Here is an 18,653-nt window from a genome sequence, read left to right on the forward strand (position 1 = left end):
GCTTTAAAACTCCTTGCGAATGACCTTATACAAGGTATCTCGCTCCACAGGTATCCGTCCAGCAGCACGAATCATATGCACTAGCTCTTGTAGTGTCAAAGCTTGACCTGTATCAGCACCGGCGGCATGGGTAATTTTCTCTTCCACTACAGTACCATCAATATCATCAACACCAAAGGAAAGGGAAAGTTGAGCTAATTTTGGACCAATCATAATCCAAAAAGCTTTAATATGATCAAAGTTGTCAAGCATTAAGCGACTAATAGCAAGAGCTTTTAGATCGTCATAGCCTGTTGTCTTTAATAGACCTCGATCCTCTAAACCTGTATTTTTGGGATGAAAAGCAAGAGGAATAAAAGCTTGGAAGCCTCCAGTCCGATCTTGTTGTTCTCTCAAACGAATAAGATGGTCTACTCGTTCTTCAATCGTTTCGACATGACCATATAACATCGTAGCATTCGTCTTCATGCCTAACTGGTGAGCTTCGCCATGAATCTCCAGCCAACGATCACCTGATATCTTTTTCTCACAGATCTCTTTCCTCACGCGATCACTGAAAACTTCAGCACCACCACCAGGTAGTGAACCAAGACCGGCTTCTTGCAAAATAGTTAAAACATCGCGAGTACTTTTGCCAGTTTGTTCGCAAAAATAATCAATTTCCACAGCTGTAAAAGCTTGAATATGACTATCTGGTAAAGCTCGTCGAACTCTCTGCAGCATCTCTACTTGAAAATCAAAAGATAGATCAGGATGGAGTCCTCCTACGATATGGACTTCTGAAGGATTACTCGCCTTTGATTGAAGTGCTTTCTCTTCAATCTCTTCTAACTTCATTACATAGGATTTGGGATCATCTGCATCTACACCGAAGGCACAGAGGGGACAGCGATTAACACATACATTGGTAGGATTGATATGGCGGTTATTAATAAAGTAAACGTAATCACCATTTTTTCTCTTTCGTACCAGATCAGCTAAATAGCCGATCATTAGCAGGTCCTTTGATTGATAAAGTCGTAGACCTTCTTCACGAGACAACCTCTCCCCCGCTTTTACTTTTGGTATTAGATCAGCAAGAGGGCTTTGCGCAAATAGTTCTTCCACTAGTGATTCCTCCCAACAGCATAGTGAAGAGACTTTATACTTTAACCAAAATAGATAGGATACTAGAGCAAAATATCAATAAGAGTAAACAGAAACATAGTAACACTAATATAACCGTTCATAGCAAAAAAAGCTGCATCAAGCTTGCTTAAGTCCTGGGGAGACACAAGAGTGTGCTCATAGAATAACAATATAATGGCAATAAAAACACCGACAAAGTACCAAAAACCAAGTCCTAGCATTAGACCTGTCATTAGTAATAAGAGAGCTGCAAAGACATGGAAAAGTCGAGCAATCCAGAGGGCTGTAGCAATGCCAAAGCGAGCTGGTATTGAGTAGAGACCATAAGATCTATCGAACTCTGTGTCTTGACAAGCATACAAAATATCAAAACCAGCTACCCAGGTAAGTACAGCTAAACCTAAGACTACTACAGGCCAATCAATCGAAGCGTTCACACCAATCCATGCACCAACAGGCGCCGCCGCCAAAGCCGCTCCTAAGACTAGATGGCAAGCCCAAGTAAAGCGTTTTGTATAGGAATAGATAGTCAATACAAAAACAGCAAGAGGTGATAAAAGCAAAGCCAGAGGATTTAGCATTGCCGCTGCGACAATCAAAAGAGCAAAACTTAGCAATACATATAACCAGGCTTCACCAACTTTTATGGTCCCTTTGGCCATAGCTCGCTCAGCTGTTCTAGGATTGTCCCGATCAATGTGGCGATCAATCATACGATTGAGCGTCATTGCCGCCGTTCTTGCCCCGACCATCGCAACGGTAATCCAAAATAGAACATCCCAAGTGGGGATCTGAACTTGCGCTAACAGCGCTCCCATATAGGCAAAAGGGAGGGCAAAAATGGTGTGTTCAAACTTAATCATTTCCATAAAAGTTTTTATACGTCCTACCGTGGTACTTTCTGACAAGAGATTCCCTCTCCTTCCCTGTTCTTAGGCTACTTGATTAAGTTCATAATCACAGTAAAGCTTAGCCACTTTTCTTTCTAACTTCACTATCTTGCCCCGACTAAGCCTAAGAAGCACAAAAAAGAAAATACGAAAATCCGGAGAGGCCTTCTTACTTCCATCCATAAGAAAGACTCTCCGGTATGATGAGATACCTTTTTCCTTTACCTTTTGAATCCCACATGAATTGCTACCGCACCGCCTAAAAGATTGTGATATCTTACCTTTTCCAACCCAAGGGCTCTAAATTCTTGTGCCAACTCTTCTTGAGGCAAAAAACTTTGAGCTGAACGAGCGAGCCAAGCATAGGGACCTTTAGGTCCTCCTGATAGTTTATCTAATAAAGGTACTAACTGCTTAACGTAGAGTTTGTGCATATCTTTTATGATGAAAGCATCTGGTTTTGCTGTTTCCAAAGAAACAACAGTACCTCCTGGTCGAATCACTCTCATCATTTCACCTAAAACTTGACGAAAATCAGGTACATTTCTTAACCCAAAACCAATCGTCGCTGTATCAAAAGAGTTGTCGTCAAAAGGCAACTCCATGGCATTACCTTGTAAAAAGGTAATGTTTCCGTGTATGCGATTTTTTTGTTGTTTTTTTCTGGCCACTGCAAGCATGTCTTCATTGAAGTCAAGAGCTGTAACTTCTCCTTGAAGACTTACTTGCTCTGCGAGACAATGGCTTAACTCGCCTGTTCCACAACAAACGTCAAGAGCACGACCTTTTATAGGTACAGCAGAAATAAGAGCCGTCTTCTTACGCCAACGACGGTCTAGATAGAAAGTCATCCATTGATTCATGGCATCATAATGTCCGGCAATAGAAGAAAAAGTAGATTGAATATATCGTTCTTTCTCTTCAGCAGAGCGAAAACCATCAGAGTAATTCACCTTGCTGGCCTCCTTTTAGCAAAAAACTAGACTACAACTTTTTTGGTTTTGCCAGCGATGGCTACACTTTTGCCTTCTACTGCTAGTGGCATCCGTTCATTCCAAGAAACTCCTGCTAATTGAGTTAGTAAGAGTTGAGCTGAATCATTCATGATTCCAGTAGGAAGCTTTTCTAGAGCTTCTAACCCTTGCTTTAACCAAATATTGCACTGAAGCATAGACGATGAAGTAGTACTTTGTCCAGCTAGTAAACCTGCTACTCGCCCTACTTGTTCCAAAGAACGAATCTCCTGAGGAGAAGCTCCTGATATTTCAGCAGTTATTCTACAAGACAATGCTGGTAAAGTTGCAAACTCTAATTCTTTTGCTTTCTCAACTTGCTCATCAGAAACAAAAGCATTGTCGGCAAATTCTTTACGAATTACAGCACCTTCATGAATATAACAAAGAGCCTGCGAGAGAGCTTCCAAGTAAGCAAAAAGATGACCTTCACATAGGTAATCTACAGCTTGAGCATAAAGAAGATCACCCATCAAAACAGAAGAAGGAATAGTGTCTTTTTCTCCTAACTGTCGACTCCAGTTTTCTTCAGGTACCATACGATGAATATCTGTGCCTGCTTGAACAAATTGTACAGTACAAGCCAAATAATGAGCTTTTCGATCTACTTGGCCATACATCTTTGATGTTAACAGCACCAAAATGGCTGGCAACATTCTCTGGGCGTTATAGCTTCCCTTCTTCGATGCCATAGGAATACTATTGTTTAAAGGATGGGGTATTCTATCTTTTAGGCGTAAATTCACTTCTGACAGCTCGGGAAGAAGGGACTCCCAGATATTCCAAGACATTAAAAATTCTCCTTTCCGTCCGGTCAGCAGTGTCCATAATTATTCTTGCAAAAGTTCTTAAAATCCTGCCAAAAAATAAAACCTCACAATACCGCTACGGCACCGTTACGGTTTTGCAAGGCTCATCATCGAAAACCTGTCCCGTTTACGAATCTAGAGATGATTATAACATCATATACCCTAACTAAGTCAATAAGATTTATTTACCTACAGAGGGCTTTACTATCTTTGCTCAATCTGAGCTTTAATCGCTTCTAGCATAGCTTCTGAGTTAGCTCTCACCTTTTGTTTGAGCAAAGGATTAAGTAATGAAGATAGCATAGGAATTCCTAGATCAAATTCTACAGTTAAAGTAATCTGAGAACCTTTTTTTTCATTTAAGTTTTTCTCTTCAATCTGCCAATATCCTTCAAACTTTTTGAGATCACCTGACAACTGATGATAGCGAATCAAACCTTCCTGAGGATAAAAATCATCTCGTTCCTGCCAGCGAATCACACGACCATCTACTTCAGTAATCCATTCTGTAATCGTATAAGCATCTCCACGATCAAGAATCTTTACAGAACGTACATCTTTCATGAATTCGGGATAATTTTCCATTTGCGAAGCCAGTGCATATACTTCTTCCGGTGCACCCTGAACCCATTGTGAAACTTCTACATGAGGCATTGAGCGATACCTTCCTTCTAGTTATCTAAAGTCTTCAAGATTTTCGGCAATTTCTTTGATAAATTTTTCTGTTAAGCAGAGCACCTTATCGAGCTCTTCTTCTGCTATATTAAGTGGTGGTTCTAGTCGAATGACACTGCTATTATTTAAGGTATAACCAACAATAACTTTTTCATCTACCATTCTCTTAATGATGTAACCACCCATACCGTCCTGAGCTAGCTCTAAGCCAATTAGTAACCCTTGCCCTCTCGCCTCTTTTAGAACTTCAGGATATTCTAGCGATAGATTTTGCAAAAAAGCTATCGCTTTTGCTCCTTTTTCACGGCTTTTTTCTACTAATCTTTCCTTCTCGATTACTTCAAAAGTTGCTATAGCGGCAGTGCAAGCTAAGGGATTACCACCAAAAGTACTCGTGTGGATAAATGGATTTTCTATAAAAGCCTCCCAAACAGAAGGACGACCTATAACTGCCCCGATAGGCATTACACCGCCGCCTAATGCTTTTGCTAAGCATAAAATATCTGGTACAACTGATTCTCGTTCACAGGCGAATAAATAGCCTGTTCTTCCCATACCAGTCTGTACTTCATCTAACAGTAGTAAAATACCTTCGTTACGACAAATTTCCTGTACTTGTTGTAAATAGCCTTCAGGAGGTAATTGCACTCCTCCTTCACCTTGAATAGGTTCTATAATAAAAGCGGCCAGATCTTTTTTTTCTGCCACAACTTGCTCCAATGCTCTTATATCACCGAAAGGAATATGTTCTACCTCCGGTAGCAAAGGAGTACAGGGCTGTCGAAAAAGTTCTCGACCAGATACAGAGAGAGCACCAAAAGTTTTTCCATGGAAACTATTAAAAGTGCTAACTAGACCTTTTTTGCCTGTTGATAAACGAGCTAGTTTAATAGCACCTTCCACAGCTTCTGTACCAGAATTGCAGAAAAAAGAGTAATGCAAATCACCAGGCGTTTTTTGTGCTAATAACTCAGCTAGCTCACCAGCCGGACCGTCGAGCAAATATCTTGTTGTCTGTGGCATTTTCTCCAATTGTTTTTTTACCGCCTCTATTACATGAGGGTGGCAATGACCAAGATTAAAAACACCAAAGTTACCTAGAAAGTCTAGATAAGCATTACCTTCATTATCATATACGTAAGCACCTTCTGCATGAATTGCTTCTGTACCTAGTCCCATAAAGCGAAATAACCGAGCTAAAGATGGATTAATATATTCTTCATAACGTTGTAGAAGAGAAGACAAGAATGATGCGCCTCCTTTTTCTTCCTTACACTGTTCAATTTATCCATTTTCTTGTCTTTCATGCAACAAAAATAAGAGGGCTTATTGCCCCCTTATTTTTTTCTGACTTATAATTTTTGCCTACTTATAAAATCATTATTGCGACTAATGTTGTCACAAAAAGACCTATACCAACACAGAAGAAGTTTCGCCTCACTATATCTATGGGGCTTACACCAGCTATACCAGCATCAGCAACAACACCGAAAGCCCAAGCTGTTAAAGTACCACCACCTGTCCAGATGGCAGCTATTTGTCCTAAGGCGGCTAAGGTTGCAACATCAACACCAGCTGGTCCACCTAGTGCATTAGCAAGAGAACCTACCAGAGGTAACCCAGAGAATCCTGACCCATCAAGACCTGTCATAATTCCAATAAGCACAATGCCAAAAGCTAGAGGAACTGTACCTAAGGGAAGTACATGGGCTAAGGCCGTACCAAGATCAAACATAAATCCTGGAGCACCTTCGCCGAGAATAACAGGAGCTAAGCTAGGAGCACCTAAGAAGAAGAAGCCTGCAATAGGGATAACGGCGGCAAAGATTTTAATGGAGAATAAAAAGCCTTCACGGAGGAAACCTACTACTTTTTCTAAAGCAGATAATCCATGTCCTGCTATACTAGTAGCTAGCAAGAAAAAGACGGCTGTACCACCGAGCAATGACGTAGCGCCTCCACCTTTAATATCTGGAAGATCTGGGTTTAAGTTGGAGCGAATCATTACTACAATGATTAAGAAAAACAAGGCAGGTACAGCAACTGCAAAAAATTTAGATACTTTTGAATTCTTTACTTCTACATTAGTTTTTAGAAGCTCATTTTTCTTTGCTTCATCTGGTTTAGCAACAAATTCATTACGCTTACGCAACATAAAATAGGCTACTGACAAAGCAACGATACCTGTAATAGAAGCAAACATCCAACCTTTAGTTAATATAAGCGCAACATCTACATCAGCCGCTCTAGCCGTAATGGACGGTGCACCTTGTAAAACTACGTCACCAGAAAGGGCCATTCCATGACCAGCTAAGTTTAGGGCTAAAGCGGCTGCTATAGGAGCTAGTCCAGCACTGATCGCTACAGGTATCAAAATTGTTCCTACAAGAGCTACAGCAGGAGTTGGCCAGAAGAAGGTCGCCGCTATGTACATAACTGCTGCTAAGGTGAAAAAGGCAATTGTAGGCTTAGTCATGAAACGTTTTGCTGGTGCAACCATTAAGACATCAGAACCAATGCTCTGCAAAGCCTTAAGCATGGCAACCATAAGGGCAATGACTAACATGATGTCAAAAAGCTCGGTACCTGATGTTTCTAGGGCACGAAATACTGTTTGTGCCGCTCCGACTAGTTTATATTCTGCATATACCCATCCGATCAGAAAGATACCAACGATACAGGGAACTACTACATCTCTACGAAAGATCATGGAGCCGATTACCCAAAGTACAACAGCTAGATAGATCCAATGTAAAATAGTTAACTCTGGCATTAGCAAGAACCCTTCCTTTTATTGGATTTACGGCATTCATTACTTTTTCACTATCTTTGAATCAAGAATCTGTATCTTTGCTTACCTTTACAATAATCATGATCTTTTGGGTTTTTTAGATCTTTTTCTCGAATACACCAGCCAGTCCTGTTGAAGCCACTTTTTTATGTACAGCTACAACATCGGTATTGTAGAGACCTTCTGATTTCATGCGCTCAAAGTAGACAGAACCAGAGAAGGTAAATTTCTTGCCTAGTCCTTCTTCTGTCTTCATTTGCTCGTTTACATAAGCAATAGCGTCACCAATAGCTAAACTTCTAGGAAGTTCAATAAGATCTTGTTCTTCTGCTTTACGTACTGCGTTATGTCCAGCAAGTGATCCCGTTACAATAGCTTCCGTATGACCTACTAGCAAGCCAGCCTTCTCGCCAGCACAGAAAAGGTTGTCCAGTCCTTCTACTTTAAGTGTATTGTCTCGTGGTGAGAGAGCCAAGTAGCGAACGGAGTTACCTATGCCACCAGAATAGGGATCTTCGAAGCGTGCATCTTCAAAGCCAGGAATTTGTCTTAGTTTATCTATGGGATAGTAAGGTGACATTAGTTTGGCATGGCCTGTGTCAAGCAAAATGATATTTTCAGCAAACTCTTTAAGAGCATATTGTTGACAAGCTTTTACTCCCAAACTATCACTTTTTTGTAGTTCTGCGGGAATGGGGATAACTGCAAGGCCTGTCTTATCTAGTTCTTCTATAATGGAATGTGCTAGTGATTCTTTATGTAATTTACAGGAACCGGACATAGCACCAATAGACCCATCGCCTTTTTTGCCTACTATTTCCTGAATACCAGCCTTAGCTGCGATACTGACGCGCCCGCCAAAGGTGGGGCATCGAAGGATACACATGGCACAGCCATTGCCGTACTTAGCACAGTTACCCATAGGCCCAGCGCTTCCTGTGGCTTCAACAAAAACATCACCGTCAATTTCTTCCCCTGATTTCAAGGTTACCGATACGATTTTGTTGTTTTCTACTTTTACACCATTAACTAAGCTTTCAAAGCGAACGTTAACAGCTAGTTTATCTAAAGTTTGGCGTACTGCTGGTTCAATTTTGGCTACGTCATAAAGTGTGGCATGTTTGTGACCAGGAAACTCAATGTTTTTATGTCTTGCAGTAGCATCTACAGCATCAAATAATTCTGGTGCTCCTAGAGCAATTGCTTCTTCAGTTGCTGTAAATCGTCCATTGTTGCGCATAATGCCACCAACTAAGCCTGTTCCCAGAAGCATGTCTGTTCGTTCTAGTAATACAACATCTGCACCTGCTTTGGCCGCCGTTACTGCGGCACCTGCGCCTGCCCAACCGCCACCGATGATAACAACTTTTGCCATAGTAGAAAACCCTCCATTAAAGAATAATTTTTTTAACTGAGACATACTAATTTCTGTCTCAAGCTAGCAATTAGTATGTCTCAGAGGGAGTTTTGAGAAAGAGGGAGCAACCACGTAAAAGGAGTCACTTATTACTCAATAATACCTACATGACGACCAACAATTTCTAATAAACGAACGAGAGCACGAATAGCGTAGCGAGCTAGCTCTTCATTTAACTGTCCATCTTCGTCTGTTGTACCGAGACCAGGGGAGATAAAGATGTTGCCATCGTAAGCAACGGTAGGAATAACTCCCATTTGAGCCATACCAGTTTGGAAAATGTTAGAGCCAGCATACATATCTTCAATGGAGAAGATAGGTAGTCCCATACCGTCTTTCCAAGTTCCTTCATAGTTAACTTCTACGGCTGTAGAGTTGTATGACTTAGTGATGACAATACCCTTTTTTAGTGTGGGGTGAAGATTATTGAACTCTTCACGAACAATGCGCTCTAAGTCGTCTACAGGTTTGGTTACGATTTCTGGTTTATCGCGAAGCACTTTTAAGGCTTGTACTTGTGTAGCTAAGGCTTCTTTACCTGGGTCAAAAGTAACATAAGCCGCTTTTCCGTAAGAAGCTGTAGTGCCAAAACGGTCACCATGCATGCCCATTGCTCGGCGAATAGGTACCATTACATCTTCTTTACCGATAATAAGTCCTGAAGTAGCCGCTCCTGTAGCCTTGTCCATGGCATAGACGAAAATATCGGCGCCCGTCTTAGCAATATCTGTACCAGCAAAAGGAATACCCCAAGCATTATCAATGACATAAGGAACGTTATACTTTTTAGCTATCTTAGCAATTCCTTTTTGTAGAAATGGCGTGCCCTCTTCATCTCTTTGGGAGTAGCCATAGCCAACTGTATCGTATCCTAAGGAAGTAAAGCCGGTAAGGCTTTCAGCTTGCTGTGCCGCCACTTCTTCAATACGTTTTAATGATGCCTCTGTATCAACTTGAGATAACAAAGGTACTGGATGATATTTGATACCGTGAACATCGTATTTCGCACCTTCTAGAGGTACAATGACAGCGTCAAGATTGTTCTGTCTTTTTCCATAAAAGCCTAATTCGCCAGCTGTAGTTCCACGGTCAGCAAAGATATCTTTGTATTTTGCAGGAAATGGACGTCCATAAGCACCCTGGTGATGTAAGTGTTTCTCATATGGTGCTATGTACCGAGCTCTATAATTATCACCACGACCTAAGTTTGGTGGTGTGAATAGACAATCAAAAGTAACCCACAGTGCCGCTTCACAAGTACTTGTAGGTGCCGCATCGTACTCTTCACCATATACGTCTTTGACTAGTTCACGAATCTCATCGACATATTTGGCTAGAGGTACAACTTCTTGCCCTGCTTTTTCACTAGCCTCTACGATATCTTTACGTAAAGGAGCTGGACAACCGGAAATAGCACCAGTTAAACCAAATTTCCCACGTATTTCTGTGGGAATTCCAATCTCATCGGCCGCTTTTTTTGCTTCTCCATAGATTGCTGGAAGACTTGCTTGAAGATTCTTGTACATTTGAAACTTGTACTTAAATTTGCTCACAGTGAAACTCCTTTCAACATTACAACATCTGAATCTGTGATTTGAAGCATTTAGGGAAAACTATGAAGCAACTAAGGTTTTTTTATCAATAACTGCATCCCGATTTCGGCACCTAATTCTATGCCTGTCTTACGTTCCGCAGATTTGACAATAATGTTAATATGGTTCGGCATATGAGTTTCATCGAATCCTGTAATAGTCCCGATAAGCTCACCTTTGAGATAAACTTCATCACCTGTTACGATGACGCCCCCACTTTTCAATTCAAAAAAACCAAGATAGGCAATAGAGTTAACTTCTTTTCCAGGACCAGCCTCTTGCTCATCGGTGATGATTATTTCATGAATCTCATCTTCACAAAGAGCTCGTGAGATGGGTTTGATCAGCTTTAAGCCTCTTTTTTCAATTTTTCCTTCTAGAATTGCTACAAGTTCACCTGTAACATCTTTCTTTTTGGCATAAGGATGAACTTTCAGCATTCCTTTAGTGTAGGGATCGTTCATGAAGCGCACCTCCCTCTCTTGCCACTCATCATTGATGAGCGGTTCTAGGTATTAATATTTCGTTGTTGAAGATGAAAATCCTTCTTGCTCATGATCTTTTTTTCTCTATTACCTTAATTACTGTCGCTATCCTTTTGTAACCAGTAACACTCTATGTCCTTAATCAGGTTTTCGATATGTTCATTCATTGCTTGGCGAGCTTTCACCGAATTGCCTTCTCGTAAGGCTAAGACAATTTTTTTATGATCTTCTATAAGGCCACTTCTTACCTGTCGACGAATGAATTCTAAAGAAGTTGAATGACGACCTTCTTGGCGGATTAGTGATATTGCTTTTTCAAGTACTTGATTACGAGCCGCTTTCGCTAATATACGGTGAAAGTCAAGATCTTGCTCTACTGCATATTCCCCACGTTCATAATGGAGGATTTGATGTTCTAGTATTTTTTCTATATCCTTGAGCTCTTCCGCCGTTATGTTCTGAGCCGCAAGAGCAGAAATTTCTCCTTCAATGGCTCTCCTAGCAACTAAGAGGTCGATCATATTCTTTCTAGTCTCTAGACATAGGCTGTTAGCCAATTCTAGGGTTAAGCATTCTCTTTCACGACGATGCTTTAACTCGCATAGACGAAGATAGCCCTTCTCTGTTAAGATACGTCCTTGATAACCCCTCTTCTCTGTATAACCATTACTATCAAATTCTTTTAGCAATCGACCTACTGTAGCTTCGCTAATTTGTATGCCTCTGTCAGCTACTTTGTCTCGAATACTTCCTGAGCCTATAGGTTCATCACTACGATGTATTATGGCTAAGACAGCTTGCTCTTGTTCTTCTTTTGTAGTCATTTGGGTCCTCTCTTTCTATGATAAAGCAAAAATATGAGACTTCCTATCTCTTTATTTTTTTATATAATAACACTTTTTTATTACAAATGCGTTATTTTTACTAGACAGGGAAAAGAAGCTTGTGCTATGATCGAACATGTGCTTAGGCACTATTTTCTCTATCTTAATGCTCCTTCCTAGTGGTCAACTCCCCCCGGCGTTGGCCATTTTTTTCACATGAAAACCCCTCCCGGCAAAATATGCTGAGAGGGGTTCATTTATTTGCTTATCTTGTATTTATGCCGTTGCAAAGCCTTCATTGTTAGCAATAGTTCCGTCTTCTAGTTGGAACTTGTTGTGAATGGCTCGTACAGCTCTCTTGGTATCTTCAGCACTGATAACACAGGATACTTTGATTTCCGATGTTGCAATCATTTCGATATTAATGTTTTCATCGGAAATGGCCTCAAACATCATAGCGGCTACTCCTGGTCTGCTGATCATGCCAGCTCCTACAATGGATACCTTGGCAACTTTGTCATCATAAATAATTCCGCCTGCACCAATTTCTTCTTTTACTTGTTGAACGACAGCAACTGCCACTTCTTGATCATTTTGTCCAACAGTGAAGGAGATGTCGTTTCTTTCGTTATGCATAGCGCTTTGAATGATCATATCAACGTTTACATGAGCTTTAGCAAGTGCACTAAAAAGCGTTCTTGCAATACCAGGTCGATCAGGTACGTCAAAAAGACCAACCTTTACGACATTTAAATCATAGGTCACACCACTGACCATTAACTCTTTTTCCATATCTCCCTCTGCCTCCTGCACCATGGTTCCATCATTATGATTAAAACTAGAGCGTACATGAATAGGCACCTTGTAGGCTTTTCCTAGCTCCACAGAACGAGGATGTAGAACCTGTGCACCCAGGCTGGCCAATTCTAGCATTTCATCATAGGTAATTCTAGATAGCTTTCGTGCTGTAGGAACGACTCGAGGATCGGCTGTATAGACACCATCAACATCGGTAAATATTTCGCAAACCTCTGCCTTTAATGCAGTAGCCAGAGCAACTGCACTGGTGTCAGAGCCACCTCTACCTAAAGTGGCAATATCACCATAGGCTGTAGCCCCTTGAAAGCCTGCTACTATTACGATTTTTCCTGCTTCTAATTCAGCTTCTAATCGCTCTGTATTAATTTCTACAATACGAGCTTTACAATGAACAGATTCTGTCTTTACACCGGCTTGTGGACCTGTCAATGAAATAGCTTCATGACCTAATTGAGCTATGGCCATGGCGAGCAGAGCTATTGACACCTGTTCACCTGTAGCAAGTAACATATCCATTTCACGTGCCTTTGGCTTACTGTTACTATTAATCTGATTGGCTAGGTCTATTAAATCGTCTGTACTGTCACCCATGGCAGATACAACAACTACGACCTGATTACCAGCCTTTTTGGTTTCTACGACCCGTCGGGCCACTCTTTTGATCCGTTCAGCGTTAGCGACAGAAGAGCCGCCGAATTTCTGAACTACTATGGGCACAGTCTTCACTTCCTTCTTAAATAACAACTTAGAATACTTTAGCCCCGACAGGACTGGGTTTTAATTCTTTAATTGTAATGTTAACACCGTGGCGTAAGAAAGCTTTTTCCATGGCCTCAGCAATCTCCTGTGTATCCTCGAGACCAAAAGCTATCAAGGTAGGTCCTGCACCACTAAGCATAGCGGCTATAGCACCAGCTTGACGAGCCTCTTCAAAAACCTCTGTCATCCCCGGTATTAATGCTTGTCGATAAGGTTGATGTAAACGATCTTCCATCATCTTAGACAAAAGATCCCAATCGTTATGAATAAAGGCCATAATCACCATACTAACTCGTGATAGGTTAAAGACTGCATCTTCAAAAGGTACTTGAGCAGGCAATACACTTCGTGCGCTCTTAGTTGCCAAGTGAAAATCTGGAATGGCCACAACTGCTTTCAGTCCGTATGGCGGTGGAATCTTCCGGCTCACGACTTCTGTTCCTTGTTCCGATTTCATCTGAGCTGATACAACAACACCACCAAAAAGTGCTGGAGCCACATTATCAGGATGTCCTTCAAAATCTGTTACGATCTCTAAGATCTCTTGATCGCTAAGAGCATTGCCGCAAAGTTCGTTAGCCGCCACAGCACCACCTACTAGAGCAGCTGCAGAAGAACCTAATCCTCTTGCTACAGGTATATGGTTGATTAGCTTTAGCTTAAAGCCGCTAGGATTTTTCTTAGCTTTTTTAAAGACTTGTCTAATAACTTTTATTACAATATTCGTCTCATCTCTAGGAATGTTGGCAACGCCTTCTCCTTCTACTTCCACCACAAGTTCATCTGGTGCAAGTAAAGACAATTCAACAATATTATAAAGCTCTAGTGCCATTCCTATCGTATCAAAACCGGGACCAAGATTTGCCGTTGTCGCCGGGACTTTGACGCGCACAAAACCAGAAGCCCTGGCGGGTGTCATTTTAAAAAACCTCCCGCAGAACCGCTTCTTCTGTTGCTGGCACCATGATCGGACCACCTGCTACAGTAGCAATTGCATTATCAGGATCTTTCAGGCCATGACCAGTTAGAACACAAACAATTCGCGCTTGTTCTGGCAATAATCCTTCTTTTTTCTTTTTGATAACGCCTGCTAAGGAAGCGGCTGAAGCAGGTTCACAGAAAATACCTTCCTGAGAAGCTAATAAACGATAGGCCGCTAAAATTTCTTCGTCCGTTACATAGTCAATAAGCCCGCCTGATTCTTTGGCTGCATTAACAGCACCTTCCCAGGAAGCAGGGTTTCCAATACGAATAGCTGTGGCAACCGTTTCTGGCTTCTCAATAACTCGATCATATACAATAGCCGCCGCACCTTCAGCTTCAAAGCCAATCATTTTTGGCCTTTTGTCAACCTTACCAGCTTTCTGCCATTCAACAAAGCCTTTCCAGTAGGCTGTTATGTTGCCAGCATTGCCGACGGGTATAGCTAGATAATCTGGTGCGTCACCTAACTGCTGACATACTTCAAAAGCCGCTGTTTTCTGTCCTTCAATTCGGTAAGGATTGACGGAATTTACGAGCGTTACAGGATGTTCAGCACATATGTTACGTACAATCTTGAGAGCTTCATCAAAATTCCCTTCTATAGAAATTACTTTAGCTCCATAGATCAAAGCTTGTGCTAGCTTACCTAAAGCAATTTTGCCTTCTGGAATCAAGACGATACATTTTATGCCACAGCGGGCCGCATAAGCCGCGGCCGCCGCAGAAGTATTTCCTGTAGAAGCACACATAATCGCCTGGGCACCTTCTTCTACCGCTTTAGCTACAGCCATAACCATGCCACGGTCTTTAAAAGAGCCTGTCGGATTCATGCCTTCAAACTTGAAGTATAATTCTACACCCAACTGCTCTGACAGTCGAGGCGCTCGAAGTAAAGGTGTATTGCCTTCCTTCAAGGTCAACATAGGTGTCCCTTCTGTTACTGGGAGAAATTCTTTAAATGCAGGTATAATCCCTTGCCAATCCGACATATTCCTGCCCCTTTCCGATATCCTTCACTAATCTTGCTCGACACGTATGACATTGTTGATCTTTTCTACAATATCCATAGCCTCAAGGATTTGCAAGGCTTTCTGTAAATTTTCTTCTTTGACTTTGTGTGTGACAAGAACGATTTCTGCATCTTTGCCCACATGTTCTTTTTGAATGACTGTCTGGATGCTGACTTCATGATCTCCTAAAACACCAGCAATGGCTGCTAATACGCCGGGCTTGTCTGATACACGAAGACGCAAATAATAACGACAGACTATCTTACCAAAAGATTTTACTGGCTTTTCATCATAACAAGTGCAACTAATTCGTCCTTGATTCTGACGGGTATAATTGCGGGCGGCATCAATGATATCACCTACAACAGCACTACCTGTCGGTAGGTCGCCAGCTCCTCTTCCATAGAACATAGCATCACCAACAGCATCGCCACGAACGAAAATAGCATTAAAGGCGTCATTAACAGCCGCAAGGGGATGGTAAGAAGGAATCATAGCAGGATGAACACGTGCTTCTACTTGACCTTCTTGTTCTTTGGCGATGCCTAGAAGTTTAATTGTATAACCCATCTCTCGAGCATACTCTATATCTCGTGCTGAGATCTTGGTAATCCCCTCAACATATACCTTATCTAGCGCTACTCTTGTGTTAAAAGCAATGGAAGCTAATATGGCTAACTTCCGTGCCGCATCAAGTCCTTCCACGTCGGAAGTAGGATCGGCTTCTGCATAACCAAGATCTTGCGCTTCTTTTAATACTTCGGCAAAATCACTGCCTTCTTGTGTCATCTTCGTCAAAATAAAATTCGTCGTTCCATTAATAATTCCTTTTAGCTCTTCCATACGATTGCCGGCTAAACAAACTTTTAGAGGACGAATGATTGGAATACCACCAGCTACAGAAGCTTCGAACTCCAGATCAACGCCATTGCTCTCCGCTAGTGCGAGCAACTCACCGCCATGCAGAGCCATCAGATCTTTATTAGCTGTAACAACGCTTTTCCCTGCTTTTAAAGCTTCTTTTATATAAGTAAATGCTGGTTCGATACCACCCATGAGCTCAACAACGATAGCTATTTCCTGATCTTCCATAATTCCGGCAGGCTTGTCCGTCAGTAAAGCTTGTGGAACAGCAGTTGTTCTTGCTTTATTGACATCTCGGACCAGTACTTTTTTTACTTCAACAGGCACACCTAATCTTTGCTCAATTTCTTTTTTGCGGTTTTCTAGAATTCTATAAGTTCCCCCACCGACTGTACCAAGACCTAACAAAGCAACTCCAATAGGTTTTTTCATAATAGTACACCTCACTTAGAAGATTCATCACTTACTAACTGAACTTGCCGTACCCCACTAAGTCTTCTTAATTCCCCCTGCAAATGAGGAACATCAACAGAAAGCTGTGAAATATCGAGCACCAATAAAACAGGCGCTAGCCCTTTATCAGGAACGGATTGATTAATTGTTAAAATATTGCCATCAACAGCCGCAACCGTATTTAAGACACGAGACAATATACCCCGTTGATGCTCTAACAGTAGGCTTACAGAGAGAATGTGAGGGCGCCCATTCCCTTGAAAGGGAAGAACGCCGTCTTTATATTTGTAATAGGCGCTTCTACTTAAGCCTACCTTCTCTACAGCTTCGCTAACCCTACTAACTTCTCCTTTGGCCAACATCTCATTAGCCCACGCCGTTTTCAAGATTGCTTCTGGCAATATAGTGCCATCAACAAGATAAAAACGCTTTCCTCCTTTGTCCATGGCTTCACCTCTGTCCATCCACGGTGGAGTATTTCCCTGTACGGTAGACATTATAGACCTCTTCTTCTCTAAGAGCAATAGGAAAAGAAGAAGTCGCACAATTAAATTTTACTATTATTATAGAACTATTTTTTTCGTTTCAATATATTGACTAGAAAAACCATCATGGCCATGGCAAATAGTCCTGTGGGGATGAGTACTTGTATTGGATTATACCAGGCACGGAGAGCTAAAAAGTCTATAGGGTTTGTTAAGATACGATAGAAAGGCTTTTCTTGGCTAGTACCTATGCGGAGCTGATATTTTCCTTCTTGTTTTTTTTCATCATAGACGATGATATAGTATTCGGCATCATCAGGTATAGGATACTGAAAAGCTTGCGTAATCCAATAAGAGTTTCCTGAAAAAGAATCGATGCGAGCTTTTTCTCGCTCTGCTGGTAGGACTTGATATGTTTTGTATTCAGATGGTAGTGGCAGAACAAAAGGAAAATCATGATTGTTTGGCAATTCTGGACCTACTACAAAAAAAGCGGGGCGAAAAGAGTCAAGCCTAGATATCTGTGGAATGGACATTTCTAGAAGTAATTGCTCACCTTTTTGGGCTTTAATAAGATAAAAATCACTTTGACCCTGAGAAGAAAAGTTTCCAAAAATCGTAGTAGGTTCTTGCAAGCTCTCAATTAAGATAGCATTTTCAAAAGAAGTAGCTTGAGAACCACTGAAAATTATTTTTTCTTCAAAACCTTCTTCTGCTATTGCAAGGGAAGGAATAATGAAGAAAAAACATGTAAGCCAGAGGCCTAGGGGCAAAAGATAGTGTCTTTTCTTTCTACGAGTTAGATTCACACCTTCACCTCCTTCTAAAGGGAGCGTCACCTCTTAGAGTAGACTTACATATGATGTAGCGACAATTAACGATGTCTAATAAACAAATCCTTTCGTACGTTCGCCCAAGACGAAGCGTGTTTTAGTTGCTATGAACAGCTAAAATGAAAGGTTCTAAAGGAAAGGGGATCCTTTTATGAGTGATTGCCGCTACCCACCTTATCCTTGTCATCCTCCAAAGCCTCCCAAAAAACCAGTAAAAAGAGAACCTATTGAAGAGTGCCATCGCCTTATGAGAGAACAGGAAAAACGGATGGAACGAATGGTTATGTCCATGGTTGATCAGTACGGACAGCATATGTATCGACGGTTATATAAACATATGCAAATGATGTTCCTATGCATGATGGATGATCTGAAATCAACGATGCCAACACCACCTCCACCACGTCCCTGTGAGCCTAAAGTTCCTGAGCGTCGCCCATTGCCTCCTAAAGCTCCCAAAAAAACTTGCCCACCACCTAAAATTCCTGCTATACCAAAGCCAGTACAACCTATTGAAGAACCACCTAAACCAATCAAAAAGCCAGCTCCGCCTAAACCTATCGAAAAACCTCTACCACCTAAGCCTATTGAAAAACCTCTACCACCTAAGCCTATTGAAAAACCTCTACCACCTAAGCCTATTGAAAAACCTGCCCCACCTATAAAAAAACCTGACCTTGTTCCTTTTTCTGAGCCTTTACCAACACCAGAAGAGAACAAAGATCCTAACAAACAATAGCAAGCATTTCCCTCATAAAGTCATAAAAAGCATTTAAATAAATACAGCAAGCCCCTCGAACTGCCACGCTTACAGTCTGAGGG

The 18,653-nt window shown here is 41.5% G+C and carries 18 protein-coding genes; 1 reads left to right on the forward strand and 17 read right to left on the reverse strand.

From position 1 onward, the window contains the following. Positions 1–3: 3 nt before the first annotated feature. From mqnE to F9B85_RS02810, 17 genes are all read right to left on the reverse strand, one after another. Positions 4–1,107, reverse strand: coding sequence for an aminofutalosine synthase MqnE (gene mqnE, locus F9B85_RS02730; protein WP_151618210.1), 1,104 nt, complete (start codon positions 1,105–1,107; stop codon positions 4–6). A 62-nt stretch (positions 1,108–1,169) separates the two neighbouring features. After that, positions 1,170–2,036: a UbiA-like polyprenyltransferase gene (locus tag F9B85_RS02735; RefSeq protein ID WP_151618212.1), complete on the reverse strand. Its 867-nt coding sequence runs from the start codon at positions 2,034–2,036 to the stop codon at positions 1,170–1,172. A 203-nt stretch (positions 2,037–2,239) separates the two neighbouring features. Next, the gene (locus F9B85_RS02740) at positions 2,240–2,971 is read right to left on the reverse strand and encodes a demethylmenaquinone methyltransferase (protein ID WP_151618214.1); all 732 of its coding nucleotides are present in this window, start codon (positions 2,969–2,971) and stop codon (positions 2,240–2,242) included. A 26-nt stretch (positions 2,972–2,997) separates the two neighbouring features. After that, the gene (locus F9B85_RS02745; RefSeq protein ID WP_151618216.1) at positions 2,998–3,822 is read right to left on the reverse strand and encodes a polyprenyl synthetase family protein; all 825 of its coding nucleotides are present in this window, start codon (positions 3,820–3,822) and stop codon (positions 2,998–3,000) included. A gap of 222 nt (positions 3,823–4,044) precedes the next feature. Next, complete coding sequence (locus F9B85_RS02750) at positions 4,045–4,494, reverse strand: type II toxin-antitoxin system RatA family toxin (protein WP_151618218.1); 450 nt, start codon at positions 4,492–4,494, stop codon at positions 4,045–4,047. A gap of 21 nt (positions 4,495–4,515) precedes the next feature. After that, positions 4,516–5,760 (reverse strand): aspartate aminotransferase family protein, encoded by a 1,245-nt coding sequence (locus F9B85_RS02755; RefSeq protein WP_243138042.1) that lies wholly within the window; start codon positions 5,758–5,760, stop codon positions 4,516–4,518. 124 nt (positions 5,761–5,884) lie between these two features. Further along, positions 5,885–7,288, reverse strand: coding sequence for a hypothetical protein (locus F9B85_RS02760; RefSeq protein WP_151618220.1), 1,404 nt, complete (start codon positions 7,286–7,288; stop codon positions 5,885–5,887). Positions 7,289–7,403: 115 nt separating this feature from the next. Next, on the reverse strand, positions 7,404–8,681 hold the full coding sequence (locus tag F9B85_RS02765) for an FAD-dependent oxidoreductase (protein ID WP_151618222.1): 1,278 nt from the start codon (positions 8,679–8,681) through the stop codon (positions 7,404–7,406). 131 nt (positions 8,682–8,812) lie between these two features. Further along, positions 8,813–10,276, reverse strand: a complete 1,464-nt coding sequence (locus F9B85_RS02770) for an aminotransferase class V-fold PLP-dependent enzyme (protein ID WP_151618224.1) — start codon at positions 10,274–10,276, stop codon at positions 8,813–8,815. Positions 10,277–10,347: 71 nt separating this feature from the next. Further along, positions 10,348–10,779, reverse strand: a complete 432-nt coding sequence (locus F9B85_RS02775; RefSeq protein ID WP_151618226.1) for a DUF6917 domain-containing protein — start codon at positions 10,777–10,779, stop codon at positions 10,348–10,350. 113 nt (positions 10,780–10,892) lie between these two features. Next, positions 10,893–11,624, reverse strand: a complete 732-nt coding sequence (locus F9B85_RS02780; RefSeq protein ID WP_151618228.1) for a FadR/GntR family transcriptional regulator — start codon at positions 11,622–11,624, stop codon at positions 10,893–10,895. A 276-nt stretch (positions 11,625–11,900) separates the two neighbouring features. Then, positions 11,901–13,160, reverse strand: a complete 1,260-nt coding sequence (locus F9B85_RS02785; protein ID WP_151618230.1) for an aspartate kinase — start codon at positions 13,158–13,160, stop codon at positions 11,901–11,903. A 28-nt stretch (positions 13,161–13,188) separates the two neighbouring features. Continuing rightward, entirely contained in the window at positions 13,189–14,121 is a 933-nt protein-coding gene (gene thrB / locus F9B85_RS02790) for a homoserine kinase (protein WP_151618232.1), read from the reverse strand. Position 14,122: 1 nt separating this feature from the next. Continuing rightward, the gene (gene thrC, locus F9B85_RS02795) at positions 14,123–15,109 is read right to left on the reverse strand and encodes a threonine synthase (protein WP_479723889.1); all 987 of its coding nucleotides are present in this window, start codon (positions 15,107–15,109) and stop codon (positions 14,123–14,125) included. A gap of 93 nt (positions 15,110–15,202) precedes the next feature. Next, a complete protein-coding gene (locus tag F9B85_RS02800) occupies positions 15,203–16,492 on the reverse strand; it encodes a homoserine dehydrogenase (RefSeq protein WP_151618235.1) in 1,290 nt (429 codons plus the stop codon). 11 nt (positions 16,493–16,503) lie between these two features. After that, positions 16,504–17,010 carry an ACT domain-containing protein gene (locus F9B85_RS02805; RefSeq protein WP_341474371.1) on the reverse strand — a complete coding sequence of 169 codons (507 nt, stop codon included), beginning with the start codon at positions 17,008–17,010 and terminating at the stop codon, positions 16,504–16,506. A gap of 74 nt (positions 17,011–17,084) precedes the next feature. Continuing rightward, complete coding sequence (locus F9B85_RS02810) at positions 17,085–17,807, reverse strand: hypothetical protein (protein WP_151618237.1); 723 nt, start codon at positions 17,805–17,807, stop codon at positions 17,085–17,087. Positions 17,808–17,982: 175 nt separating this feature from the next. Here F9B85_RS02810 and F9B85_RS02815 point away from each other — a divergent pair, with 175 nt between their 5' ends. Continuing rightward, complete coding sequence (locus F9B85_RS02815; RefSeq protein WP_151618238.1) at positions 17,983–18,570, forward strand: hypothetical protein; 588 nt, start codon at positions 17,983–17,985, stop codon at positions 18,568–18,570. Positions 18,571–18,653 lie beyond the last annotated feature (83 nt).

The organism is Heliorestis acidaminivorans (genome assembly GCF_008933955.1).
GTDB lineage: Bacteria > Bacillota > Desulfitobacteriia > Heliobacteriales > Heliobacteriaceae > Heliorestis > Heliorestis acidaminivorans.